Source organism: Streptomyces sp. NPDC006314 (assembly GCF_040613075.1).
GTDB lineage: Bacteria > Actinomycetota > Actinomycetes > Streptomycetales > Streptomycetaceae > Streptomyces.
The window spans coordinates 199839-224314 of sequence record NZ_JBEXRL010000005.1 but is presented as its reverse complement, the minus strand read 5'-3'; the positions used below and the strand labels follow the sequence as shown (position 1 = coordinate 224314).

Genomic DNA, 24476 nt, shown 5'->3' with positions numbered 1-24476 from the left:
TGACCTTTCACAGGCGTTCGAAGGAGCGGCGCAGCTCCCAGTCGGTGACCGCGGCGTCGAAGGCCTCCAGCTCGACGCGCGCCATGTTGCGGTAGTGGGCCACGACCTCGTCGCCGAAGGCGGCCTGGGCGATGGGGCTGTGCTCCCAGAGTTCCGCTGCCTCGCGGAGGGTGGCCGGGACGTGCGCGAAGCCGGCGGTGTAGGCGTTGCCGGGGCAGGGCTCGGGGAGTTCCAGCTTCTGCTCGACGCCGTACAGGCCGGCCGCGATCAGCCCGGCCACGGCGAGATGCGGGTTCACGTCGCCGCCGGGGAGGCGGTTCTCGAAGCGCAGGGAGCGGCCGTGGCCGACCACGCGAAGGGCGCAGGTGCGGTTGTCGTGGCCCCAGGCGACGGCGGTGGGGGCGAAGGAGCCCGGCTGGAACCGCTTGTAGGAGTTGATGGTGGGGGCGTAGAGGAGGGAGAAGTCGCGCAGGGCGGCGAGTTGTCCGGCGAGGAAGTGCCGCATGACCTCGGACATGCCGCCGGGGTCGTCCGGGGACCCGGCCATGGCGTTGTCGCCGTCGGCGTCGGCGAGCGAGAGGTGGATGTGGCAGGAGTTGCCCTCGCGCTCGTTGTACTTCGCCATGAAGGTGATCGAGACGCCTTCCTGGGCGGCGATCTCCTTGGCGCCGGTCTTGTACAGGGCGTGCTGGTCGCAGGTGCGCAGGGCCTCGTCGTAGCGGAAGACGATCTCGTGCTGGCCGGGGTTGCACTCGCCCTTGGCGGACTCCACGGTGAGGCCGGCGCCCGCCATGTCGTTGCGCAGGCGGCGCAGCAGCGGCTCGATGCGGCCGGTGCCGAGGATCGAGTAGTCGATGTTGTACTGATTGGCCGGGGTGAGGCCGCGGTAGTTCGCGTCCCAGGCCTGTTCGTAGCTGTCCTTGAAGACGATGAACTCCAGCTCGGTGCCGACCTGGGCGGTGTAGCCGAGTTCGGCGAGCCTCTCGAGCTGGCGGCGCAGGATCTGCCGCGGGGCGGCGACCACCGGGGAGCCGTCGTTCCAGGCGAGGTCGGCGATGAGCAGGGCGGTGCCGGGGTGCCAGGGCAGGCGGCGCAGGGTGGACAGGTCGGGGTGCATGGCGAAGTCGCCGTAGCCGCGGTCCCAGGAGGACATCGCGTAGCCGTCGACCGTGTTCATCTCGGTGTCGACGGCGAGAAGGTAGTTGCAGCCCTCGGTGCCGTGGTGCAGGACCTCGTCGAGGAAGAAACGGGCGGCGAACCGCTTGCCCTGGAGCCGCCCTTGCATGTCGGGAAAGGCCAGGACGACAGTGTCGATCTCACCGCTCGCGACGAGGGTGTGCAGTTCCTCGATGCTGAGCGGGGCTGTGCGGTCTGCCACGGGAGAGCCTCCTTGGGCGCCTTCGCGCTTCTTCGGCCGGGCCGGGAGCCATAAGGTATTGCGGAGGACCATTGCTTGGGAAGGGGGTACGGCGGATGTCGCGGGAGACGGAGTGGCGACGGGCCCACGCGCAGGGGGTCGGCGACCGGCTCGCTCCGGTGCTGCGGCCGGTGCGGGCGGGCAACGGCTTCGAAGAGGCGCTGGAGCAGATACTGCAGGTCGTCCGGCTCGGGCTGGTGCCGGGCGGCGAACGGCTGCCGGCCGAACGGGAGCTGGCGGAGCGGCTCGGGATCAGCCGGGTGACGCTGCGCGAGGTACTGAAGGTCCTGCAGGACCAGGGGCTGGTGGAGGCGCGGCGCGGACGGTACGGCGGCACGTTCGTGCTGCCGCGCACGGACGCGGGTGGCGAGGACGAGCTGCGGCGGCGCATCGCCGAGGTCGACATCGAGGACGTGCTGCGCTTCCGGGAGGTGCTGGAGGTGGGCGCGGCCGGGCTGTGCGCGGCGCACGGGCTGACGGACGAACAGGCCGGCCGGCTGCGGGAGGCACTGGACCGCACCCATGAGGCCCCGCTCGCCGACTACCGGCGCCTGGACACACTGCTTCATCTGACGATCGCCGAGCTGTGCGGTTCACCGTCGCTGACCGCGCAGTACGCGGCGGTCCGGGCGACGGTCAACGACCTGCTCGACTGCATCCCGCTGCTGGTGCGCAACCTCGAGCACTCCCAGCGGCAGCACGCCGCGCTGGTGGAGGCGGTGCTGGACGGGGACGCGGACGGGGCGCGGGAGATGATGCGCGAGCACTGCGCGGGTACGGCGGCCCTGCTGCGGGGCTTCCTGGCGTAGCCCGGTTCTGGAAAGGTATGGATACAAACCTTTGACTTCCGGGGAGAGCGGCATGACCGTACGACCGCTGATCGGTGTGAGCACGTATCTGGAGGCGGGTGCGCGCTGGGGCGTGTGGGAGCTGGAGGCGGCGTTGCTGCCGGCCGCGTATCCCCGGCTGGTGCAGCGGGCCGGAGGGCTGGCGGTGATGCTGCCACCGGACGCGACCGAGCAGGCCGAGGCCACGGTCGCCCGGCTCGACGGGCTGGTGATCGCGGGTGGGCCGGACGTCGATCCGGCGCGGTACGGCGCCGAACGCTCCCCTCGTACCGGGCCGCCGGCGCCGCGGCGGGACAGCTGGGAGCTGGCCCTGATCGGCGCGGCCCTGGCGGCGGGGGTGCCGTTGCTGGGGATCTGCCGGGGCATGCAGCTGTTGAACGTGGCCCTCGGCGGGACCCTCGTCCAGCACCTGGACGGGCACGCGGAGGCGGTCGGGGTGTTCGGCGGGCACCCGGTGAAGCCGGTACCGGGCACGCGGTACGCCGGGATCGTCCCGGAGGAGCTGACGGTGCCGACGTATCACCATCAGGCGGTGGAGCGGCTCGGTGCGGGGCTCCTGCCGTCGGCCTACGCGGCGGACGGCACCGTGGAGGCGGTCGAGCTGCCGCCGGATCAGGGCTGGGCACTCGGCGTGCAGTGGCACCCGGAGATGGGCGAGGACCCGCGGGTGATGCGGGCGCTGGTCACAGCCGCTTCCTGAGCCAGGCCAGGGCGGCCTCGCCCTGGACGCGCTGAAAGGGGCGCAGGGTGGGCGGGCCCGGCGGTGCCGGCCTCAGCGAACTGCGCAGGAAGTACCCCGTGAGGGCGTCCAGGGCGGCCGTCACGGCGTCCGGGTCCGCGGTCCGGCCCAGCGGGTGCGCGGTGGACACCTCCTCCGGATCGGGTCCGCCCTGTGCCCGGACGCACGGCAGCAGCACGGGCAGGCCGAACCAGGGCGCGGCGCGCACGGCGTGCGGCCAGTCCACGAAGACGTCGCCTCCGTCGGCCGTGAGCAGCACGTTGTCCGCGTGCAGATCACCGTGGGCCAGCGTGTCCCCGGACGCGCCCTCGGCCCAGCGGGCTTCCAGCACGGCGAGCGCGGGAAGGTGGGCCGCGGCCCACTCACCGAGGCGGCCGCGCACGTCGCCGGCCTCGCCGTCGCCGAGTCGGCGCCAGCCGGCGAAGTCGTCCGCCAGGTCCCCGGCGACCGGCGGGGCGTGGACAGCGGACGGTGTGCCGGTGCGGGCGCGCACGGTGACGACGTCGAGTACCCGGCGCAGCTCCGCCGGCCGCCAGGGCACGCGCGGCTGGCGTCCCGCCGTCGTCGTACGACCACCGCAGCGCTCCCGGAGGCGGTGCAGGCCGGGGCTGTGCGGTTGGTCTCGGCGCTCACCGCCTTGACGAAGCCGGGGCCGCCGGCCGCGGTGCGCACCCGGCCGGCGAGAAGCCGCCGCTCTGGGTCACGGCCCGGACGACCGGCGCCCCGAGCAGCTCACCGACCGCCTCGCGCACGGCGCGCGGAAGGTCTTCCCAGGGGGCGCGGACGCCTGTGGCGGGCGGGGCGGTAAGCCTCATGCCGCGGCCATGACGGCGGGCGTGGCTGCCCCCGGGCCAAGGGTTTTCCGCCCCGGTGACGGCCCCGGTCATCCCCTCGTCAGCGACAGCAGCTCCCGCGCCGGCCCTGTGGGCCGGTGCCCCGTCGGCCACACCGCGCGCAGGTCGCGGCGCAGGGAGACGCCCTCCACCGGGATACTCACCAGCCGCCGCATCGCCAGCTCCTCCCCCACCGCCAGTTCGCTCAGCACGGAGGGGCCCGCGCCGCTGACCGCGGAGGCCTTGACCGCCGTGGTCGAGGACAGCTCGATCAGGGGGCGGGCCAGGCCGCCGAGGGCCGCGTCCAGGACCTGCCGGGTGCCGGAGCCGCGCTCGCGGAGGATGAGCGGGGTCGCCGCCAGTTCCCCCGCTGTCAGCGCGCGCCCGCGGCGGGCCCATGGGTGGCCGGGTGCGGTGACGACGATCAGCCGGTCGCGGGCGATCACCGCTGAGTCCAGGCCGGTCGGCACCGACAGGCCCTCCACGAAGCCGAGGTCCGCTTCGCCGGCCAGCAGGAGTTCCGCGACCTTCGCCGAGTTGCCCGCGAGCAGTGAGACGGCCGTGTCGGGGCGCTCGGCGTGCAGCGCGAGGAGCCAGCCGGGCAGCAGATACTCGGCGATGGTCATGCTCGCCGCGACCCTGAGGCGCGAGTCACGCCGGTCCCGCAGCGCCCGCGCGCCCGCGTCGAAGGCCGCCGCGGCCTCCACCACCCGGCGGGCCCAGTCCGTCACCAGGGCGCCCGCGTCGGTGAGCCGGGAGCCGCGCGGCGACCGGTCGACCAGGGCGACGCCCAGCTGCCGTTCCATGGAGCGCAGCCGGCTGCTGGCGGCCGGCTGGGTGATGCCGACCTCCCGCGCCGCCGCGCCGAGGCTCCCGAGCCGCGCCACCGCCAGCAGCAGCTCCAGTGCCGCCAGGTCCGGGACCCGGTGTGCCAGTGATTCGGTGCGCTCTCGCTGCCCCTCCGCCTCGCTCATAAGACCAGCTTATGCCCTCATAGAGGGGAACTCCCTGGTCAGGGGAGGCTGGGGGCGGGACGGTGGAGTCATGGTCACCGCAGCCCAGCCTCTGCCCGCTCCCGCCGTTCCCCGCGCCGCCCAGGTCCGGCACCTCGGCCCCCACTGGTACGCCTCCGTCATGGGCACCGCCGTCGTCGGCTCGGCCGGAGCCGCGCTGCCCGGGCACGCGGACGGGCTGCCGCGAGGTGTCCTCGCGGGGTTCTGGGCGCTGTCGCTGCTCGCGCTGGTGGCCCTGCTGGCGGCCCGGGCGCTGCACTGGACCCACCATCGCGACCAGGCCCGCGCCCATATCCTCGACCCGGGCACGGCTCCCTTCTACGGCTGCCTGGCAATGGCCCTGCTGGCGGTGGGCGGCGGTGCCATGACGGCCGGGCAGCCCCTGCTCGGCCCGGAGACGGCCGTCGTCCTGGACGCCGTGCTGTTCACCGCCGGTACGGCGGTCGGGCTGGCGGCCGCCGTCGCCGTCCCGTACCTGATGGCCGTTCGGCATCGCGTCGACCCGTCCCAGGCCACCCCGGTGTGGCTGCTGCCGCTGGTCGCGCCCATGGTGTCGGCCGCGCTCGGCCCGCTGCTCGTGCCGCATCTGCCGCCGGGCCAGCCCCGGGAGTCCCTGCTGCTGGCCTGCTTCGCGCTGTTCGGGCTGAGCCTGTTCGCCACGCTGCTGATGCTGCCGCTGGTCTTCGGCCGGCTGATCACCTCGGGGCCGCTGCCGCTCACGCTCACCCCGACCCTGTTCCTGGTCCTGGGCCCGCTCGGGCAGTCCACCACCGCGGTCGGACTGATCGCGGACGGCGCTCCCGGAGTCGTACCGGCTCCGTACGACCGTGGTCTCGGGGTGTTCGCCGTGCTGTACGGGGTGCCGGTCATGGGGTTCGCGCTGCTGTGGCTGGGGCTCGCGACCGCGCACGTGGTGCGGGCCCGGCGACGGGGCATGGGGTTCGCGATGACCTGGTGGGCGTTCACCTTCCCGGTCGGGACCTGTGTCACCGGCGCCGCGGCGCTCGACCGGCACACCGGGCTCGCGATGTACGAGGCCCTGGCCGTCGGGCTGTACGCCGTGCTCGTCGCGGCCTGGCTCGCGGCCGCCACCGGGACCGTGCGCGGCCTGCTCAGCGGCGAGCTGCTCGCAGGGCACCGGCCAGCACCCGTGGCGCCTGGGTCAGCGACGGGCCGTACCAGGTCAGGTGCCGTCCGCTGACCAGCGCGCAGGGCAGGTCGGGGAAGGCTTCCGGGCCGTCGTCGTCGGTGAAGCGGTACGGCTCGTCGGGCAGGACCACCAGGCCCGGGGCCGCCGCGCACAGCGCCTGAAGGGGGATGCGGGGGTAGCGCTCGGGGTGGCCGGCGTAGAGGTGGTCGACGCCCAGGCGGGTCAGGAGGTCGCCGGCGAAGGTGTCGCGGCCGAGGACCATCCAGGGGCGGCGCCAGATCGGTACGACCGCCGTGGTGCGCTCCTCCGGCTCCGGCAACGAGGTCCAGGCCTCCTCCGCCGCGTCCAGCCAGCGCGGGCGTCCCGGTGCGCCGCACGCGATCAGCACCCGCTCCAGCTCCGTCAGGGCCTGCGGGACGCTGCGTACCTCGGTGACCAGCACCTCCAGGCCCGCCGCGCGCAGGGCGTCCAGGTCGGGAGCGCGGTTCTCCTCCTCGTTCGCGATCACCAGGTCGGGAGCGAGGGCGAGGATGCGGTCGACCGCCGGATTCTTCGTCCCGTCGATCCGGGCGACGGGCAGGTCCGCCGGATGGCTGCACCAGTCCGTGGCGCCGACGAGAACCCCGGGCAGCGTCAGGGCGACCGCTTCGGTGAGGGAGGGGACCAGGGAGACGACTCGCACTAGGCAGCCCCGGCGTGGTCAGCGCCCCCAAGGGGCGCGGCGCTGTGCCGATGTGCGGCTGCGCCGCGGGGCACGGCCAGCCACAACGGACCAGCGCACGAGCGACGGTCCACCATGCGTCCTCCTGTGGAACTCTCAGCGGGACCGGTCCTGGACCGCCTCGATGTGTTCGGCGACCGCGACCACGATGATCCGGGTGTCCGGAACCGTGGCCCGCCAGCGGTGCCGGACCCCGCCGGTCAGGTACAGGGTGTCGCCGCGGCCGAGGCGGTAGGCGCGGCCCTCGGCCTCGATCTCCACGGCACCGTCGGCGACGTACATCAACTCGTCGTTGCGGTGCTGGAATTCGCGGCCGGCGTCGTGGTCGCCGATGAATTCGGAGGCGTGCAGCTGATGGTGGCCGCGGACCAGGGAGCGGGTCCGGGGGTCGAAGTCGCCCTCGGTGACGGGCTCGGCGCGGACGACGTCCACGCTGGCGGCCGGATCCGCGGCGGCGAGGAGTTCGACGGCCGTGGTGCGCAGGGCGTCGGCCAGCTTCTCCAGGGAGCCGCGGCTGGGGCGGGCCTTGTCGTTCTCGACCTGGCTGAGGAAGGGCACCGACAGGCCGGTGCGCTCCGCCACGACCGCGAGGGTCAGTTCCAGCGCACGGCGGCGTCGCCGGACTGCCGCGCCCACCCGCACGGGCTGCTGCTCTTTGTGGTCGCCCATCGCTCCGGCTCCCTCCCTCGCTCGTCGTGCCGTTGTACGGGTGCCCGCTCGTGGGCACACCTCTTCCGATGGCTTCTCTGCACCCTACGCATGTTCGGCAAACCGTTTCACGCGGCTGTCACATCCCTGACACGCCCACAGGCCGGCACCCCCACGGTTCACGCCAGCCTGCCGGGGGTGCGGACCCCCTCACAACTCGGTCCCCCCTGGGGATGAAGATGCCGACCAACTGGGCCGGGACCCCCGCCCCAGGCCAAGGATCATCACGCACCGTGAATGGCCGAATTGCTCCCCTAGGCGGAAAGCCACGAGGGGCGGACGGCCCCGTACACCCATCGTCGTACGGTGCCGCCCGCCCCTCGGGCGGCGGTCCGGGCCGGTCAGGTCACCCGGCCGCCTGGCTCTCGCCGCTCTCCGGGGCGACCGGCGCCCACCTGTCGAGCAGGCCGGGATGCCGCTTCAGCCAGGTGCGGACGGCGTCCTGCTCGCTGCCCTTGCCGGCCCTCTGGATCTGCGCCTCCAGGCTCGTGAGCTGCTTCTCGGTCATGGAGAAGTCCTTCAGCCAGCGCCCGACCCGGGGGTTGTCGGCGGCGAAGCCCTTGCGGGCCAGGGTGTGCACACCGTCGCCCTTGCCCCAGGCACCCCTGGGGTCCTCGAGCTTCTTCAGTCCGTAGTCGCTGTACGCCCAGTGCGGCGACCACAGGGTGACGACGACCGGCTGCTTCCTGGCGTAGGCGCGCTTCAGCTCGGCGAGCATGGCCGGGGTGGAGCCGTCGACCACGTCGTACCTGCCCTGCAGGCCGTACTCCTTCAGCACCCTGCTCCTGAGCAGGCCCATCATGCCCGCGCTGGGTTCGATGCCGACGATCTTCCCGCCGAACTCGGAGGCGTGGTCCTCGAGGTCCGCCAGGGAGTTCACGTCCTTGACATAGGACGGGACGGTCAGCTCCAGGGAGGTGGGGCCGTACCACTTGCCGAGGTCCTCGAGCCGCTTGCCGTACTTCGCCCAGTACTCGGCGTGCGTGGTGGGCAGCCAGGAGTCGGTCTGGAAGTCGAGCTGGCCGGTGGCGAGGCCGGTGTAGAGGGGGCCGGCGGCGTACTGGGTGGTGGTCACCTTGAAGCCGCGCTGCCGAAGGATCTCCTTCCAGAGGAAGGTGGAGGCGATGCCCTCGTCCCAGGGGATGTAGCCGATCCTGATCTCCTTGCCCTTGCCGACGTCCGTGCCGGAGGCCTCGGAGGTGCCGGCGGAGGAGCCGAAGACCGCGAGTCCGCCCGCGACGAGGGCGAGGACGACCACGCCGACCACGGCGACGGCCGGGCGCGGGCGGTACGACCACGCGCGCGTGCGGTCCTTGGCGGCGGCCCTGCGGCCCAGCGGGGAGAGCTGGGTGCCGAGTGCGCCGGTGATGCGGTCCAGGTAGATGGCGAGGACGACGATGCCGACGCCCGCCTCGAAGCCGTAACCGATGTCCAACTGGCCGATGGCCTCGTTGACGGCCCCACCGAGGCCGCCGGTGCCGACCATGCCGGCGATGACCACCATGGACAGGCCCAGCATGATCACCTGGTTGACGCCGGCCATGATGGTCGGCAGGGCGAGCGGCAGCTGGACACGCCAGAGGATGTTGCGCGGGGTGGTGCCGAACGCCTCGGCGGCCTCGACCAGCTCGGCGTCGACCTGGCGGATGCCCAGCTCGGTCATGCGGACGCCGGGGGCGAGCGCGAAGATCAGGGTGGCGACCACGCCGGCGGCGGTGCCCAGGCCGAAGAAGAGCATCGCCGGGATCAGCAGGACCATCGACGGCATCGTCTGGAGCAGGTCCAGCACGGGCCGCACGGCGGCGCTGACCGCCTTGGAACGGGCCGCCCAGATGCCCAGCGGGAGAGAGATCACCAGGGCGATCAGGGTCGCCACGAGGACCAGGGCGAGGGTCGACATGGCCCGGTCCCACAGGTCGAGCGAGTCCACCAGCGCGAACCCGGCGAAGGCGAGGACACCGGCGAGGAGGCCGCGCAGCCACCAGGCGATGACGGCGAGGACGCCGGCCGTCAGCAGCGGCTGGGGGGCGGTGAGCACGGCGTCGATGCCGTCGTACATGCCCTCCATGACCGCCTTGATGGCGTCGAAGAGCCAGGAGAGGTGGTCGACCAGCCAGCTCACGCCGGAGTCGACCCAGTCGCCGAGGTGGATCCTAGGCACGGGCGATCACCTGCCCGCCGTTGTCGTCGCACGCGGTGGGTTCGCCCTCTTCGTCACCGAGGAAGCCGACCAGGCGCTGCCGGGGTACGACGCCGACGAGGGCACGGTCGGCGTCGAGGACGGCGACCGGGTGGGTGAGGCGGGCGCTGATCGCGCACAACTCGGTGAACGGCGTCTCGGGGGTCGCGGTCTCGCAGCCGCAGTCGGCCTCGTCGCCGCGCAGGTCGGTGTCCATCACGGCGGCGGCGGTCAGTACGCGGGAGCGGTCGACGTCCTGGATGAAGGAGGCCACGTAGTCGTTCGCTGGGCGCAGCAGGATGTCCTCGGCGGTGCCGGTCTGAACGATACGGCCGTCGCGCATGACGGCGATGCGGTCGCCGAGCCGCATGGCCTCGTTGAGGTCGTGGGTGATGAAGACGATGGTCTTCCTGAGGGTCTTCTGCAGCTCCAGGAGCTGATCCTGCATGTCCCGGCGGATCAGCGGGTCCAGGGCGCTGAAGGACTCGTCCATCAGCAGCAGGTCGGCGTCGGTGGCGAGAGCGCGGGCGAGACCGACGCGCTGCTGCATGCCGCCGGACAGCTCGTCGGGCCAGGACGTCTCCCAGCCGGCCAGGCCGCACAGGGCGAGCGCCTCGTCGGCGCGGCGCTGGCGCTCGGCGCGGGGCACGCCCTGCACCTCCAGGCCGTAGGCGGCGTTGTCGCGGACGCTGCGGTGCGGGAAGAGCGCGAAGTGCTGGAAGACCATGCTGATCTTCCTGGAGCGCAGCTCACGCAACGCGCGGTCGGTGAGCGCGGTGAGGTCCTGGCCGTCGAAACGCACGCTGCCCGCGGTCGGCTCCAGCAGGCCGTTGAGCATGCGCAGGAGAGTGGACTTGCCGGAGCCCGACAGCCCCATGACGACGAAGATCTCGCCCGCCTCCACACGGAAGGAGGCGTCGATCACGGCCGCGGTGCTGCCGTCGGCGCGCAGCTCCTCCCGGCCGGCTCCCCGCCGCAGGCGCTCCACTGCTTCGTCCGGTCGTCTGCCGAACACCTTGAACAGGTGCTCCGCCTCAAGCCTCGATTGCACGCGTACCTCTCGTCTCGGGGACAGGACAGGAACGGGAGACGAAGAGTCGCCGACGGTTGAAAAGAGCAACCCACCTCGCTCCGAGGCGGCACCTCCCCAGGTCGGGCCGTGGCAAACGCCCAGGTGGCCGGGCTCACGGCGATGCGCATCACGCAACGCGTTCCGGCGCGCGAGGTCACTGTCGGTGCCGTACGGCATGATGCGAGCGTGACCGGACGACTCATGCTCCTCGACACCGCCTCGCTGTACTTCCGTGCCTACTTCGGTGTGCCGGACTCCGTGAAGGCACCGGACGGCACGCCCGTGAACGCCGTGCGCGGGTTGCTGGACTTCATCGACCGGCTGGTCAGGGACCATCGGCCGGACCGGCTGGTGGCCTGCATGGACGCCGACTGGCGGCCGCAGTGGCGGGTGGACCTCATCCCCACCTACAAGGCGCACCGGGTCGCCGAGGAGCACGAGGGCGCACCGGACGAGGAGGAGGTGCCGGACACGCTCTCCCCGCAGGTGCCGGTCATCGAGGACGTGCTGGACGCGATCGGGATCGCGCGCGTCGGGGTCGCGGGGTACGAGGCGGACGACGTGATCGGCACGTTCACCGCGCGCGCGGACGGCCCGGTGGACATCGTCACCGGCGACCGCGACCTGTACCAGCTGGTCGACGACGAGCGCGGGATCCGCGTGCTGTACCCGCTCAAGGGCGTCGGCACGCTGCAGCTGACCGACGAGGCGGTGCTGCGCGGGAAGTATGGGGTCGACGGACGCGGGTACGCGGATCTCGCGCTGCTGCGCGGCGACCCGAGCGACGGCCTGCCGGGCGTGGCCGGCATCGGGGAGAAGACGGCCGCCAAGCTGCTCGCCGAGTTCGGCGACCTGGCCGGGATCATGGCGGCGGTCGACGACCCGAGGGCGAGGCTCACGCCGTCCCAGCGCAAGCGGCTCACCGAGGCCCGGCCGTATGTCGCGGTCGCGCCGAAGGTGGTGCGGGTGGCCGGCGACGTGCCGCTGCCGGACGTCGACACCGCCCTGCCGCACGCCCCGCGCGACCCGGCGGCACTGGAGGACCTGGCGGAACGGTGGGGTCTGGGCGGCTCCCTGCAGCGGCTGCTCGGCACGCTCGCGGAGTGACCTCGACCGGGACGTCCCGGCGCGGCTCTCTCATCGAGCCTCCGGGAGAGAGGTGTTCCCCCGGAACGAGGTGCTAACTTAGGTAACCCTAACCGACTTCGCAGGAGGCCGCGATGGCAGAGCGCCCGGGACGAAAGCCGCGCAAGCCCCATACCGCCCAAGTGGTGCGCACCGAACGGCTCACCCCCCATATGCAGCGCGTGGTGCTCGGCGGCGAGGGGCTTGCCGGATTCGCGGCGGACACCTGCACCGACCACTATGTGAAGCTGCTGTTCGGCCCTCCGGGCGTCATCTACCCGGAGCCCTTCGACCTGGAGCTGATCCGGGCGGAGTTCCCGCGCGAGCAGTGGCCGGTGACCCGGACCTACACCGTGCGCGCCTGGGACCCCGAGCACCGGGAGCTGACCCTGGACTTCGTGATCCACGGCGACGAGGGCCTGGCCGGACCGTGGGCCGCCCGCGCACAGCCCGGGGAGACGGTCCGCTTCATGGGTCCCGGCGGCGCCTACGCGCCCGACCCGGACGCCGACTGGCATCTGCTCGCCGGTGACGAGAGCGCGCTGCCCGCGATCGCCCGCGCCCTGGAGACGCTGCCTGCCGGCGCCCGTACGCACGCCTTCGTCGAGGTCTCGGGCCCCGGGGAGGAGCAGAAGATCGACTCCGAGGTGGAGGTCGTCTGGCTGCACCGCGGGGACCGCCCGGTCGGCGAGGCACTGCTGGAGGCCGTACGGTCGCTGGAGTTCCCCGAGGGCCGGCTGCACGCGTTCGTGCACGGCGAGGCGGGTTTCGTGAAGGAGCTGCGCCGGCTGCTGCGCGTCGAGCTGCACATCCCGCGCGAGGACCTTTCCATCTCCGGCTACTGGCGCCTCGGCCACAACGAGGACGGCTGGCAGGCCTCCAAGCGGGAGTGGAACGCCCGCATCGAGGCGGAGCAGGAGAGCGGCGCGGCGGCCGCGTGAGAACGCCGAAGCGGCGGCACCCGGCAGGGGTGCCGCCGCTTTCCGCTGTGTGGACCGCGCTCAGGGTGGAGTCTCGTTGATCTCGCCGAACGGGATGTGCACGCTGGGCGTGGTCCGCGACGTGCTCTCCAGGTGGGTCACCTGGTCGTCGAAGAAGATGTGCGGGTTCAGCACCTTCATGACCGCGCCCTTGTCTATGCCGCCGAGGAAGAAGGCGTCGTTGACCCGCACCCCCCACTCCTTGAGGCTGCGCACGGCGCGCTCGTGTGCGGGCGCGTTGCGGGCGGTCACGATGGAGACGTGGACGCGGATCTGGTAGCCGGGATCGCTCTTGCGCCGCTCCTCTTCGCGCAGTTGTATCCGGTTCACACCGGCGAGGAAGTCGCGCAGCGGTCCCGGGTCGTGCGGGGTGGCCGCGTTCCGGGCTTCGTGCGCGCGGAACTCCTCCAGACCGCCGGACTGGTACACCCGCTCCGCGGCATCGCCGGCGAGCACCCCGTCGAAGTCGAAGGCGATCCGCAGATCCCGGTCGGTGGGGTCGTCCGCGTACGCCGAACCGAGCACATGCCCGGCCGGCAGCCCGGCGGCGACGGCCTCGCGCACATCACGCCCGTCGGCGGACAGGAACAGGGACATGTTCAGCGCCGTCATGAACGGATACGGCGAGCGTCCCTGCCGGAAGATGGCCCGGCTGATCGGCAGTTCATGGGTCTGGATCGACCGCATGACCCGCAGGCCGGTGTCGGGGTCGTTGCGGGAGAGGATGATGACCTCGACGAGGGGGTCCCCGGGATCGCTCAGGTCGTTCAGCGACAGCAGCCGCCGGATGAAGGCGAAGGCGACCCCCGGCCGGAGCGTGTTGTCCACGTTCTCTTCCTGGTGGGCCCGGTAGGCCTCCTCGCCCTGCTCCCGGAAGACCGCGTCGGACTCCCGCAGGTCGAACAGGGCGCTGGACGCGACACCGATGACGAGTCGGTCGGCGAGTTCGAAGGCCGGCATGCGGTGGCACCTCGGTGGGGCGGGAAGTGGCCCGCCATCATGTCACGGGGCACGGCCGCCGTTCGAGGCCGTGCCGCTCAGTCGCCGCGCACGCGCGCGTGGAGGTGCATGTCGTGCCAGCCGTCGGGGTGGAGGAGGGCGCTGCGCCTGGTGCCCTCCAGGGCGAAGCCGGCTTTGGCGGCCACGCGGCACGAGGCTTCGTTGGCGGTGGCGTGGTGGAGTTCGAGGCGGTGGAAGCCGACCTCCTCGAAGGCCCAGTGGCTCAGGGTGGTGGCGGCCCGGAACGCGACGCCCCGGCCGCGCGCCCGCGCCACCGTCCAGTACGCGACCTCGGCGATGCCGTCCCCGAGCAGGATCTGGCGCAGGGCGACCCGGCCCATCAGTTCGTCCGTCCCCTCGTCCACCACGGCCCACTGGGCCTCGCCCTCGCCCTCCCACGCCTGCTGCCACTGCGCGATCCAGCCGGCGGCCTCCTCCTCGGAGTCGCAGGCCCTGATGTGCCATTGGTGCATCACCGGGTCCTGGAAGGCGGCGTGGACGGCGGGCGCGTCGCCCGCCCGCCAGGGGCGCAGCAGCAGGCCGTCTGCGGTGGGGAGGGCGGGCTGCGGGGTGCGGGCGAGGGCTCCGGGCGTCAGCACCGGGCTGATGAGAAACGGCATGGTCCACATCCTGCCGAGTGCGCGGTCGGCACCCCACCCGTTTTCGGCCTCGTACTCTTGACCCGATGAGACGCCGTACCCCGCCCCCGCCCGCCCCGCTCCCCCAGCGCCTGGGTGTGGACCCCGTGCGGGTGCGGCTGCCCGTCGGCGGGGCCTGGGCCACCGTCAGGGAGCATCTGGTGGAGCGGCTGACGGGGGCCGGCCCCGGGGTGGTCGAGGGGTTGTTCGACTCGGGGCTGGTCGTCGGGGCCGACGGGCGGCCGGTGGCGCCGGACGCGCCGTACGAGCCGGGGATGTTCGTGTGGTTCCACCGCGAGCTGCCCGACGAGGTGCCGGTGCCCTTCACGGTGGAGGTGGTGTACCGGGACGCGCACATCGTCGTGGCCGACAAGCCGCACTTCCTGGCCACGACCCCGCGCGGCACGCATGTCGCCGAGACCGCGCTGGCCCGGCTGCGGCACGAGCTGGGCATCCCGACGCTGACGGCCGCGCACCGCCTGGACCGGTTGACGGCGGGGCTGGTGCTGTTCACGGTGCGGCCCGAGGAGCGCGGCGCGTACCAGACGCTGTTCCAGGACCGGCGGGTGCGCAAGGAGTACGAGGCGATCGGGCCGTACGACCCCTCGCTCCGCCTCCCCCGGACCGTGCGCAGCCGGATCGTGAAGGAGCGCGGGGTGCAGGCCGCGCGGGAGGTCGAGGGCGAGCCGAACGCCGAGACGTATGTGGAACAGGTGGGACACCGGGACGGGCTGGGCCGGTACCGGCTCCTCCCCGCGACCGGGCAGACCCATCAGCTCCGGGTGCATCTGAACGCGCTCGGTGTGCCCATCCTCGGCGATCCGCTGTATCCGGAGGTGACCGGCCCGGCGCCGGCCGGTGACTTCCGTCGTCCGCTGCAACTGCTCGCGCGGCGGCTGGAGTTCACCGATCCGGTCACCGGGGCGGGGCACGCGTTCGTCAGCGGCCGCGTGCTCCAGGCCTGGTCGTCGTACGACACATGGGCCGGCGAGGGTTAGCCTCCGGTCACTCGCCGCGCCACCAGCGCAGCAGGCGCTGCCAGACGCCCCGGGGCCGGGCCGGCTCCGGCCTCGCGAGGACGGGCTCGGGGGCGGGGCGCGGGGCGGGCCGCGATTCGGCGGCCCGAGTGGGCTCGCCGCCCGGGGCGCCGACCTGCCGGCCGGCGCGCTGCGACGGCAGGGCCATGGGCCGGGGCGGGAGGTCGACGTCCTGCTGCGGCTTGGGTTCGAAGCGCACCGGCAGGGCCACCAGGTGCCGGGAGGCGATGGACGCCCGCCATTGCAACTCCTCCTGCGCACAGTCGAGGTGGATGTCCGGCAGCCGGGTCAGCAGGGCGTCCACACCGACGTCGGCGATGGCGCGGCCGATGTCCTGGCCGGGGCACTCGTGCGGGCCGCCACCGAAGGCCAGGTGGGAGCGGTTGCCCTGCATGCCGGCCGACAGGTCCGGGCGGATGCGCGGGTCGAGGTTGCCCGGCGCGGGGGCGAACAGCAGCCCGTCGCCCTTGCGGATGCGCCGGCCGCCCAGCTCGGTGTCCTGCTTGGCGTAGTAGCCGAGGACGGTGCTGAACGGCGGCTCGTCCCACAGGGACTGCTCGATCGCCTCCGGCACGGTCATCTGGCCGCCGTTGAGCTGGGCGCGGAAGCCGGGCTCGGTGAGGACCATGCGCAGCGCGTTGGCGAGGAGGTTGGCGGTGGCCTCGTAGGCGGCGAAGAGGACGAGGCGCAGGTGCTCGCGGACCTCGTCGTCGGTGAGTCCGGCCTGGTGGGTGATGAGGTGACTGGTGAAGTCGTCCTCGGGCCGGGCACGGCGCCGGGTGGTGAGCCGGCTCAGCGCGTCCATGACGTAGGTGTGGCTCTGGATGGCGGTCTCGGTGCCCTTGAGGGCGTCGCGGGCGGCGTGCACCATCCGGTCGTCGTACTCCTCGGGCATGCCGAGGATCTCGCACATGACGGCCATCGGCAGGTGCTCGGCGAACTGGGAGACCAGGTCGGCCCGGCCCCGCTCGCAGAAGCCGTTGACCAGGCTCTGGGTGGAGCGGCCGATGTGGCGGCGGACGCTGCGGTGGTCGATCGTGGACATGGCCGCGGTGACCGCGGCGCGCAGCCGCTGGTGCTCGTCGCCTTCGGCGTGGGAGCAGATGGGCTGCCAGGCGATGTGCGGCATGAGCGGGTGGTCGGGCTTGACCGTGCCGTCCAGCAGCGGGGTCCAGATCCGGCTGTCGCGGGTGTACTGCGAGGGGCTGCGCACCAGTTGCAGGTTCTCGGCGTGCCCGAGGACCACCCACATCGGTACGTCCTCGTGAAGCAGTACGGGGGCCACGGGGCCGTGCTGCTCGCGCAGACGCTCGTAGAGGTCGCCGAGGTCACCCGCGTCGGGGCCGTAGAGCCGGTGCAGTCCCCCGGGGCCGAGGCCGTGCGCCGGACAGCCCGGGGGCGGGCCGGCAGTGGGGTCTGTGCCGGTGAGGGACGAGGATTCAGGCGTCACAGTGATCGCTCCGGAACGGATGGTGTGGCGGTGGGTCGGCTGCGGGTCAGGTGAGGGCGCCGGACAGGGCGAGGGAGTGCAGGAAGCGCATGAGGGTCATCAGTACGTCCTTGCTGGAGGCCCGGCGGCGCACGTCGCAGTCGATGATCGGGATACCCGGGGCCAGGTCCAGCGCGGTGCGCAGTTCCTCGACGGGGTAACGGGGGGCGTCCGGGAAGGAGTTGACGGCGACGACGAACGGCACGCCGCGTTCCTCCAGCCGGCCCATGACGTCGAAGCTGACTTCCAGGCGCCGGGTGTCGACCAGGACGACCGCCCCGAGGGCGCCTTCGAAGAGGCCGTTCCACAGGAACCAGAAGCGCTCCTGGCCGGGGGTGCCGAAGAGGTAGAGCACCAGCTTGTCGGTGATGCTGATGCGGCCGAAGTCCATGGCCACGGTGGTGGCCGTCTTGGATTCCGAGCCGTAGTTGTCGTCGACGCCGATGCCGGCCTGGGTCATCGTCTCCTCGGTGGTCAGCGGTCTGATCTCGCTGACGGAACCGACCATGGTGGTCTTGCCGACGCCGAACCCGCCCACGATCACGATCTTCACCGCGGCCTGGGCCGTGTGCGGCAGCTGGTCCTCGGTGCGCGGGCCGGGGAGGGTGTCAGAGCCTTTGAAGTCCATGCATCACCGCTTCGAGGAGTGAACGGTCGGGGAGCGCCTGGCGGACGATCGGGGCGCGCGCCTGCACCAGCTCGGCCGCGATCAGCTCGGTGATCAGTACGGTCATCGCGCTGAACGGCAGTTGGAGATAGGCCGAGAGCTCGGCCACGGACAGGGGGGTGGTACAGAGCCGGAGCACCACCGCCTGCTCCGGTGAGGCGGCAGGCGGAGGCGCGGAACGTGCCACGATCAACGTCACGAGGTCGAGTTCGGCCCGGCCCCCGTCAGCGGATCCGGCGATGGTGTACAGCCGTTCGGGGTTTCTGGGCGTCTCCTCGCCGTCCGCCGGTTTGGGGGGCGGCGGGGGCGGCGGTTGCGGCGACCGCCGCCGTTTGCGTCGTGGAGGAGTCATACGGTCTGCCCGTTCCGCCGGGGCGGACTGGTGAGGTGGGCGCCGATCCGGACGACGAGGTCGCGCATCATTCCGCTCATCCGGCCCGGCTCGCAGGTCACGTCGGCGAGCACGGCGAGGTAGGCGTTGGCACCGGCGTTCATGAGGTAGAAGTAGCCGCCGTCGATCTCGATGACGACGACCTTCATCTCGCCGGCGCCGGGGATCTCCTGGATGATGGCACCGGCCAGGCTCTGCACGCCCGCGCAGGCGGCGGCCACACGGTCCGCGGCGTCGGGTTCGCCGCCGTAGCGGGCGATGCGCAGTCCGTCGGCGGACAGGACCACGATCATCTCGATGCCCGGCACACCGTCGTTGAGCTGCTTGAGCATCCAGTCCAGGTTCGCACGCTGCTGGATCACTTGAGGTTCCCCTCGTCGTCGGCCTCGGTGGCGCCCTCGGCGGGGTCGTCCGAATCGTTGAGCAGATGCACGTACTTGGTCGGGTGGAGCGTGAAGTCGGTCAGTTCGGACGCGGTGGCGTCCTCGGGCATGCCCTTCCGCAGTCCGTCCCAGAACGCTTCCATCCACATGCCCGGCGGCCGGTCCATGAGTTTCCTGCGCTCGGGGTCGATCTCGGGCTCGGGTTCCGGCTCGGTCCTGGTCTGGGACCAGATGGTCGGCCTGCCCTCACGCTCGGCGCGCTCGATGGCGGCCTGTTCGGCGTACCGCTGGCTGAGCGGGGTCTTCACGCGGCTGCGGCGCTGCGGCAGACCGCCCGCGGTCCACTCGGTGACCTCGGGGACGTCGTCCTCCATGGAGATCCCGGCGGGAATCTTGGGGCTGGTGGGGCGGCGCTTCTTGGGCGGGCGCTTGGGGCCCTCGACGGCACCGAGTTCGGGCTGCGGTACACCGGTGGCGCCGATGCCGTGCGCGGCGCCGACGCCCGGCTCGGTGGTGGTCATGACGCGCGGGATGATGAGGATCGCGCGGACGCCACCATAGGCGGAGGCACGCAGCGAGACCTCCATGTCGAAGTGCTTGCAGAGCCGGCCGACGACGGCGAGGCCGAGCCGCGGGTTCTCGCCGAGGTTCTGCGCGTCGTCGCCGTTCTTGGCGTCCTCGATCATCCGCTCGATGCGGGCGCGGGACTCCTCGGTCAGGCTGACGCCGGCGTCCTCGATCTCGACGGCGATGCCTGCCTGCACCTCGACGGCGGTGACGTGCACCTTGGTCGAGGGCGGCGAGTAGCGGGTGGCGTTGTCGAGGAGTTCGGCGGCGGCGTGGATGACCGGCTCGACGGCGGTGCCCTTGATGTTGATGTTGACGATCGAGCTCAGCTCGATGCGGCGGTACTCGAGGATGCGGGACATGGCGCCGCGCAGCACGCTGTAGAGGGAGACCGGCAGGGGCCACTGACGGCCGGGGCGGCCGCCGCCGAGGACCGAGATGGTGTCGGCGAGCCGGCCGATCAGCGAGGTGCCGTGGTCGAGCCGGAGCAGGTCGTCGAAGACCTCGGGGTTGCGGCCGTGGTCCTCCTCCATCTCCCGTAGTTCCTTGGCCTGTTGGTGGACGATGGCCTGGACGCGGCGGGCGATGCTCACGAAGGAGCGTTCGGTGGCGTCGCGCATCGAGATCTCGTGGTCGGCGCCGCGCAGCGCGATGCGGAACATCTCGCGGTACGACTCGGGCAGGCCGCGCAGCTCGGGGTCCACGTCGTAGACGTTGAGCAGCACCTCCCGAAGCGGCTCTCCGGCGCGCAGCCGGAGCAGACCGGTGGGCAGGATGTCGGTGGCGAAGCGGTCGATCAGCTCGTCATGGGCGGCGAGCCGGTGCTCCAGATACGCGGCGTGACGGGCGTGCTCGGTCTGCGCCTCGCGGATCCTGCGGCCGCGGCGGGCGGCTTCCGCACCCGTGACGAGCACCAGCAGCACGGCCAGCCCCCCGCACAGGCCGACGGCGAGCCGGGCCGGCGCCGGTACGAGGGCCACGGCGGCTCCGCTCGCGGCGGCCATCAATATGGCCGGGGGCAACAGCACGCGCGTGTAGGGACGTTCACGGCGACCGGGAGGCTTCTGAACACTCACCATGGATGCCTTCTGAGACGAGTCGGCTGGGTGTCGGGGAGGCGTTTGGGGGGAAGGTTCATGGAACTGACGGGATCTTCCGGATGTTTGGGAACAAGCGCACGAATTCACCTCAACTCGGTGCGCCGCGGGCGAGCCTAGTCCGACCGGATCATCGCCGTGTCATATTCGGCAAGCACCTGAAATCGCCCGCGCAACAGGAGTACGCTCGACTGCATTTACACGCCACGCGTTCATTCGCACACGTTCGGTCACGGCGCACGGGCGTGCGAAAGTCACTCACCGTGAAGGGGCAAAGAGTCTCAGATGTCCGGGCGGGACAGGACGTCACACTTGACGTCGCACTTCTGACCGCGAACGTCCCTCACCCGAGGGCTCCGCGTCCCCGGTACGGGACGAGGACATCACGCAGCCCGGCCGGCCGGCGGTGCTTCTCGCTGCACCGCTCGGGGCAACTCGGCCAGGGGCGCGGGGAACTACGCTTCCAGCCGCAGCGTCCCCGCACCCGCGGACCCGGGGATCACCCCACCGACGAGTAGGCGACCACACCCCGCAGCAACTGATCCACGGCCTTACGCGCGCTCTTGGCCACGGTCGAGCCCTCGGAGGACGCCGCCGCCGAGATCTGTCCGAGCACGTCGATCACCTGCTTGCACCACCGCACGAAGTCGCCCGCGGGCATGTCCGCCTCCCGCAGCACCTCGTCGAGCCCCTTTCCGGAAGCCCACATGTACGCGGCCCAGGCGAACCCGAGATCCGGCTCCCGCTGCCCGACACCCTCGGTCTGGCTGATCCGGAAGTCCTCCTCCAGAGCGTCGAGCCGGCCCCAGATCCGGACCATCTCAGCAAGCGCGGCCTTCGCCTTGCCCGAGGGCAGCTTGGGTGCCAGCGCGTCGTCACCGACCCGCGCCTCGTACACCAACGCCGAGACGCATGCAGCCAGTTCGGCGGGAGCGAGCCCCTCCCAGACACCCTCGCGCAGGCATTCGCTGGACAGCAGGTCGAGTTCGCCGTACAGCCGCGCGAGCCGCTTGCCGTGCTCGGTGACCTCGTCGCCGCGCAGGTAGTCCATCTCGGTCAGCAGGGCCACGATCCGGTCGAAGGTGCGCGCGATGGTGTTCGTGCGGCCCTCGATGCGCCGCTCCAGTTGCGAGGTGTCGCGCAGCAGCCGGTGGTAGCGCTCGGCCCAACGCGCGTGATCCTCCCGGTCGTTGCACCCGTGGCAGGGATGGGCCCGGATGGCGGTGCGCAGCCGCGCGATCTCGCGGTCGTCGGCGGCCTGCGACCGCTTCTTGCGGGCCCGCTCCGGCGGGACGTGCCCGGCCTTGGTCCGCAGCGCGGAGGCGAGGTCCCGGCGGGACTGCGGGGAACGCGGGTTGAAGGACTTCGGGATCCGCATCCGGTCCAGCGGCTCCACCGGCACCGGGAAGTCCATGGACGCCAGCCGCTTGACCTGCCGTTCGGCGGTCAGCACCAGCGGGCGCGGTCCGTCATGGTGGTCGAAGTCCCGGTGGCCGTTGGAGCGCCCGGCGGGCAGGCCTGGGTCGAGCACCAGGGCCAGGCCGGCGTACTTGCCCGTGGGCACGTGGATGACATCGCCCGGCTTGAGCTTCTCCAGGGCGACGGCCGCCTCGGCCCGCCGCTGGTTCGCGCCCTGCCGGACCAGCTCGGTCTCCCGGTCCTTCAGCTCGCGGCGCAGCCGCGCGTATTCCTCGAAGTCGCCGAGGTGGCAGTTCATGGAGGCCTTGTAACCCTCCAGACCCTCCTCGTTGCGCTGCACCTGCCGGGAGATCCCGACGACCGACTTGTCGGCCTGGAACTGCGCGAAGGAGGTCTCCAGCAGCTCGCGCGAGCGGTGCCGCCCGAACTGCTCGACCAGGTTGACCGCCATGTTGTACGACGGCTTGAAGCTGGAGCGCAGCGGGTACGTGCGCGTGCCCGCGAGACCGGCGAGGTGCTCGGGGCTCATCCCGCGCTGCCACAGCACGACGGCGTGGCCCTCGATGTCGATGCCCCGCCGGCCCGCGCGGCCGGTCAGCTGGGTGTACTCGCCGGGGGTGATGTCGGCGTGCTGCTCGCCGTTCCACTTGACGAGTTTCTCCAGCACCACGGAGCGGGCGGGCATGTTGATGCCGAGGGCGAGGGTCTCGGTGGCGAACACGGCCTTGACCAGGCCGCGTACGAACAGCTCCTCGACGACCTCCTTGAAGGTGGGCAGCATGCCCGCGTGGTGGGCGGCGATGCCGCGCTCCAGGCCCTCCAGCCACTCGTAGTAGCCGAGGACGTGCAGGTCCTCCGGCGGAATGGATGCGGTCCGCTCCTCGACCAGGGCGCGGACCTGTTCCCGCGCCTCCTCGTCGTTGAGCCTGAGGCCCGCGTACAGGCACTGCTGGACGGCGGCCTCGCAGGCGGCACGGCTGAAGATGAAGGTGATGGCGGGCAGCAGACCCTCGGAGTCGAGGCGCTCGATGACCTCGGGCCGGCCCGGCGTCCACACGCGCGAGCGCTGTCTGCGCTCCCGCTCCCGATCGGCCTCGCGCATCGACCGGCCGCGTCGGCGGTCCTGGTACGACGGCCGGGTGGCCTCCATGCGGGCGAGGCGTACGAGGTCGGGGTTGACGGCCTTCCTGTGGCCCTCGCCCTCCTCGAACAGGTCGTACATCCGGCGCCCGGCGAGCACGTGCTGGAACAGCGGCACGGGCCGGTGCTCGGAGACGATCACCTCGGTGTCGCCACGGACGGTGTCCAGCCAGTCACCGAACTCCTCGGCGTTGGACACGGTCGCCGAGAGCGACACCAGGGTCACCGACTCGGGCAGGTGGATGATCACTTCCTCCCAGACGGCGCCACGGAAGCGGTCGGAGAGGTAGTGCACCTCGTCCATGACCACATAGCCGAGGCCGAGGAGGGTCTGCGAGCCGGCGTAGAGCATGTTCCGCAGCACCTCGGTGGTCATCACGACCACGGGGGCGCCGGAGTTCACGCTGTTGTCGCCGGTGAGCAGGCCGACCTTCTCGGCGCCGTAGCGGCGGCACAGGTCGGCGTACTTCTGGTTCGACAGCGCCTTGATGGGTGTCGTGTAGAAGCACTTCTTGCCCTGCTTGAGGGCGAGGTGGACGGCGAACTCGCCCACGATCGTCTTGCCCGAACCGGTGGGGGCGGCCACCAGCACGCCCTTCCCCGCCTCGAGTGCCTGGCAGGCCTCGATCTGGAAGGGGTCGAGGCCGAAGTCGTACATCTCGCGGAAGGACGCGAGCGCGGTGGCCTGCTCGGCTGCCCGCCTGCGGGCCGCCGCGTACCGCTCGGCCGGTGAGAGATCCTCTGTCATCGTACGTTCGAGCGTACCGGGCCCCACCGACAACAGGACGATCATTATCCGGAACCCGGGCTGAGCGACGGCAGACGAATGCCCCCGTCCCTGGGGACGGGGGCATCGCGCAGCGGCTCGGTGAGCGATCAGGTCACGTCGTCGTAGCCGTTGACCCGGCCCGTGCCGGGCAGTTCGGGGGCCGTGCTCGCGGTCACCGCCTCCACCTCGCCGATCTCCTCGGGCGTGAGGTCCAGCTCGGACGCCTCGTCGTCCCCCGGGCCCACGGCCTCGCGGCGGGCCCTGCGCCGGTCGTTGAGCAGCGCGATGGCCACGGCGACGAAGTAGAGCGCCCAGATCGGCGCCGCCAGCGCCAGCATCGTCATCGGGTCGGGGCTGGGCGTGGCCACGGCCGCGAAGGCGGTGATGCCGACGACCATGCCGCGCCACCAGCCCAGCATGCGCTGGCCGGACAGGACGCCGGTGAGGTTGAGCATGACCAGCAGCAACGGCATCTCGAAGGCGAGGCCGAAGACGACGATCATGCGGGTGACCAGATCCAGCAGGTCGTCCAGCGGCAGCAGGTTCTCGGCGCCGCTCGGCGTGAGGTCGATCATCACCCGCGCCGTGGTGGGCAGCACGTGGAAGGCCAGGTAGCCGCCGCCGAGGAAGAGCGGGAAGCCGAAACCGACGAAGGCGTAGGCGTACTTCTTCTCGTTGCGGTGCAGGCCCGGCGCGACGAACGCCCACAGCTGGTAGAGCCAGACCGGCGACGCGAGCACGACACCGGCCATCAGGGAGACCTTCAGGGCCAGGGTGAACGGCGCCAGCAGGCCGCTGACGGTGATGTGCGCGCAGTGGGCGTTCTTGGCCTTGACAAGCTCACCGAAGGACTGGTGACAGCCGATCTCGTTGAGCACCGGCTCGGTGATGAAGTTGACGATGTCCCTGTAGAAGAACGCCGCCGCGATCGTGACGACCAGGATCGCCAGAACACCCTTCGCGAGCCGGTTACGCAGCTCACGCAAGTGATCCGCGAGCGGCATCCGCCCCTCGGGATCCCTCTCCTTCTTGCGGGCAGACTTGAGCAACCCACATCCTCATCTCGTGCAGCGGACCGGATGCCCCCGGCCCTCG

22 protein-coding genes are annotated in these 24476 nt (G+C 71.9%); 6 read left to right on the top strand and 16 right to left on the bottom strand.

Going from position 1 to position 24476, the window contains the following annotated elements:
• Positions 1–7: 7 nt before the first annotated feature.
• Complete coding sequence (locus tag ABZ079_RS11385) at positions 8–1378, bottom strand: glutamine synthetase family protein (protein ID WP_356939190.1); 1371 nt, start codon at positions 1376–1378, stop codon at positions 8–10.
• A 95-nt stretch (positions 1379–1473) separates the two neighbouring features.
• Between ABZ079_RS11385 and ABZ079_RS11380 the strand changes: the two genes are divergently transcribed.
• Both ABZ079_RS11380 and ABZ079_RS11375 read left to right on the top strand, forming a co-directional pair.
• Complete coding sequence (locus ABZ079_RS11380) at positions 1474–2226, top strand: FCD domain-containing protein (protein ID WP_356939189.1); 753 nt, start codon at positions 1474–1476, stop codon at positions 2224–2226.
• Between the two features lie 52 nt (positions 2227–2278).
• Positions 2279–2965 carry a gamma-glutamyl-gamma-aminobutyrate hydrolase family protein gene (locus ABZ079_RS11375; protein ID WP_356939188.1) on the top strand — a complete coding sequence of 229 codons (687 nt, stop codon included), beginning with the start codon at positions 2279–2281 and terminating at the stop codon, positions 2963–2965.
• Here the strand turns inward: ABZ079_RS11375 and ABZ079_RS11370 are convergent.
• Complete coding sequence (locus tag ABZ079_RS11370) at positions 2949–3545, bottom strand: phosphotransferase (RefSeq protein ID WP_356939187.1); 597 nt, start codon at positions 3543–3545, stop codon at positions 2949–2951. The genes ABZ079_RS11375 and ABZ079_RS11370 overlap by 17 nt on opposite strands.
• 342 nt (positions 3546–3887) lie before the next feature.
• Positions 3888–4811: a LysR family transcriptional regulator gene (locus tag ABZ079_RS11365; RefSeq protein ID WP_356939186.1), complete on the bottom strand. Its 924-nt coding sequence runs from the start codon at positions 4809–4811 to the stop codon at positions 3888–3890.
• Positions 4812–4881: 70 nt separating this feature from the next.
• Between ABZ079_RS11365 and ABZ079_RS11360 the strand changes: the two genes are divergently transcribed.
• Positions 4882–6051 (top strand): TDT family transporter, encoded by a 1170-nt coding sequence (locus tag ABZ079_RS11360; RefSeq protein WP_356939185.1) that lies wholly within the window; start codon positions 4882–4884, stop codon positions 6049–6051.
• Here ABZ079_RS11360 and ABZ079_RS11355 read toward each other — a convergent pair.
• The 4 genes from ABZ079_RS11355 to ABZ079_RS11340 form a co-directional block, all read right to left on the bottom strand.
• Positions 5963–6682: a helical backbone metal receptor gene (locus ABZ079_RS11355; RefSeq protein WP_356939184.1), complete on the bottom strand. Its 720-nt coding sequence runs from the start codon at positions 6680–6682 to the stop codon at positions 5963–5965. The two genes, ABZ079_RS11360 and ABZ079_RS11355, sit on opposite strands and share 89 nt — an antisense overlap.
• Before the next feature lie 135 nt (positions 6683–6817).
• Complete coding sequence (locus tag ABZ079_RS11350; protein WP_356939183.1) at positions 6818–7390, bottom strand: XRE family transcriptional regulator; 573 nt, start codon at positions 7388–7390, stop codon at positions 6818–6820.
• 385 nt (positions 7391–7775) lie between these two features.
• Positions 7776–9590: an ABC transporter permease/substrate binding protein gene (locus tag ABZ079_RS11345; RefSeq protein WP_356939182.1), complete on the bottom strand. Its 1815-nt coding sequence runs from the start codon at positions 9588–9590 to the stop codon at positions 7776–7778.
• On the bottom strand, positions 9583–10659 hold the full coding sequence (locus ABZ079_RS11340) for a glycine betaine/L-proline ABC transporter ATP-binding protein (protein WP_356939181.1): 1077 nt from the start codon (positions 10657–10659) through the stop codon (positions 9583–9585). The genes ABZ079_RS11345 and ABZ079_RS11340 overlap by 8 nt, the downstream gene beginning before the upstream one ends.
• 207 nt (positions 10660–10866) lie before the next feature.
• Between ABZ079_RS11340 and ABZ079_RS11335 the strand changes: the two genes are divergently transcribed.
• Both ABZ079_RS11335 and ABZ079_RS11330 read left to right on the top strand, forming a co-directional pair.
• A complete protein-coding gene (locus tag ABZ079_RS11335; protein WP_356939180.1) occupies positions 10867–11787 on the top strand; it encodes a 5'-3' exonuclease in 921 nt (306 codons plus the stop codon).
• A gap of 113 nt (positions 11788–11900) precedes the next feature.
• The gene (locus ABZ079_RS11330) at positions 11901–12746 is read left to right on the top strand and encodes a siderophore-interacting protein (protein WP_356939179.1); all 846 of its coding nucleotides are present in this window, start codon (positions 11901–11903) and stop codon (positions 12744–12746) included.
• 60 nt (positions 12747–12806) lie between these two features.
• On the opposite strand, the gene ABZ079_RS11325 is transcribed toward ABZ079_RS11330, so the two are convergent.
• The gene (locus ABZ079_RS11325; RefSeq protein WP_356939178.1) at positions 12807–13745 is read right to left on the bottom strand and encodes a 5'-nucleotidase; all 939 of its coding nucleotides are present in this window, start codon (positions 13743–13745) and stop codon (positions 12807–12809) included.
• A 77-nt stretch (positions 13746–13822) separates the two neighbouring features.
• Positions 13823–14404, bottom strand: a complete 582-nt coding sequence (locus ABZ079_RS11320; protein ID WP_356939177.1) for a GNAT family N-acetyltransferase — start codon at positions 14402–14404, stop codon at positions 13823–13825.
• A 65-nt stretch (positions 14405–14469) separates the two neighbouring features.
• On the opposite strand from ABZ079_RS11320, the gene ABZ079_RS11315 reads away from it, so the two are divergent.
• Positions 14470–15420: an RluA family pseudouridine synthase gene (locus ABZ079_RS11315; RefSeq protein ID WP_356939176.1), complete on the top strand. Its 951-nt coding sequence runs from the start codon at positions 14470–14472 to the stop codon at positions 15418–15420.
• A 7-nt stretch (positions 15421–15427) separates the two neighbouring features.
• Here the strand turns inward: ABZ079_RS11315 and ABZ079_RS11310 are convergent, their stop codons facing one another.
• From ABZ079_RS11310 to tatC, 7 genes are all read right to left on the bottom strand, one after another.
• Entirely contained in the window at positions 15428–16909 is a 1482-nt protein-coding gene (locus ABZ079_RS11310; RefSeq protein WP_356939175.1) for a cytochrome P450, read from the bottom strand.
• Positions 16910–16955: 46 nt separating this feature from the next.
• The gene (locus tag ABZ079_RS11305; RefSeq protein WP_356939174.1) at positions 16956–17576 is read right to left on the bottom strand and encodes an ATP/GTP-binding protein; all 621 of its coding nucleotides are present in this window, start codon (positions 17574–17576) and stop codon (positions 16956–16958) included.
• A complete protein-coding gene (locus ABZ079_RS11300; RefSeq protein WP_356939173.1) occupies positions 17557–17967 on the bottom strand; it encodes a DUF742 domain-containing protein in 411 nt (136 codons plus the stop codon). Before ABZ079_RS11300 ends, ABZ079_RS11305 begins: the two co-directional genes overlap by 20 nt.
• A complete protein-coding gene (locus ABZ079_RS11295; protein ID WP_356939172.1) occupies positions 17964–18368 on the bottom strand; it encodes a roadblock/LC7 domain-containing protein in 405 nt (134 codons plus the stop codon). The genes ABZ079_RS11300 and ABZ079_RS11295 overlap by 4 nt, the downstream gene beginning before the upstream one ends.
• Positions 18365–20035, bottom strand: a complete 1671-nt coding sequence (locus tag ABZ079_RS11290) for an ATP-binding protein (RefSeq protein WP_356939171.1) — start codon at positions 20033–20035, stop codon at positions 18365–18367. The genes ABZ079_RS11295 and ABZ079_RS11290 overlap by 4 nt, the downstream gene beginning before the upstream one ends.
• A 517-nt stretch (positions 20036–20552) precedes the next feature.
• Positions 20553–23405, bottom strand: a complete 2853-nt coding sequence (locus tag ABZ079_RS11285) for a DEAD/DEAH box helicase (protein WP_356939170.1) — start codon at positions 23403–23405, stop codon at positions 20553–20555.
• Positions 23406–23488: 83 nt separating this feature from the next.
• Positions 23489–24430: a twin-arginine translocase subunit TatC gene (tatC, locus tag ABZ079_RS11280; protein ID WP_356939169.1), complete on the bottom strand. Its 942-nt coding sequence runs from the start codon at positions 24428–24430 to the stop codon at positions 23489–23491.
• Between the last annotated feature and the right edge of the window lie 46 nt (positions 24431–24476).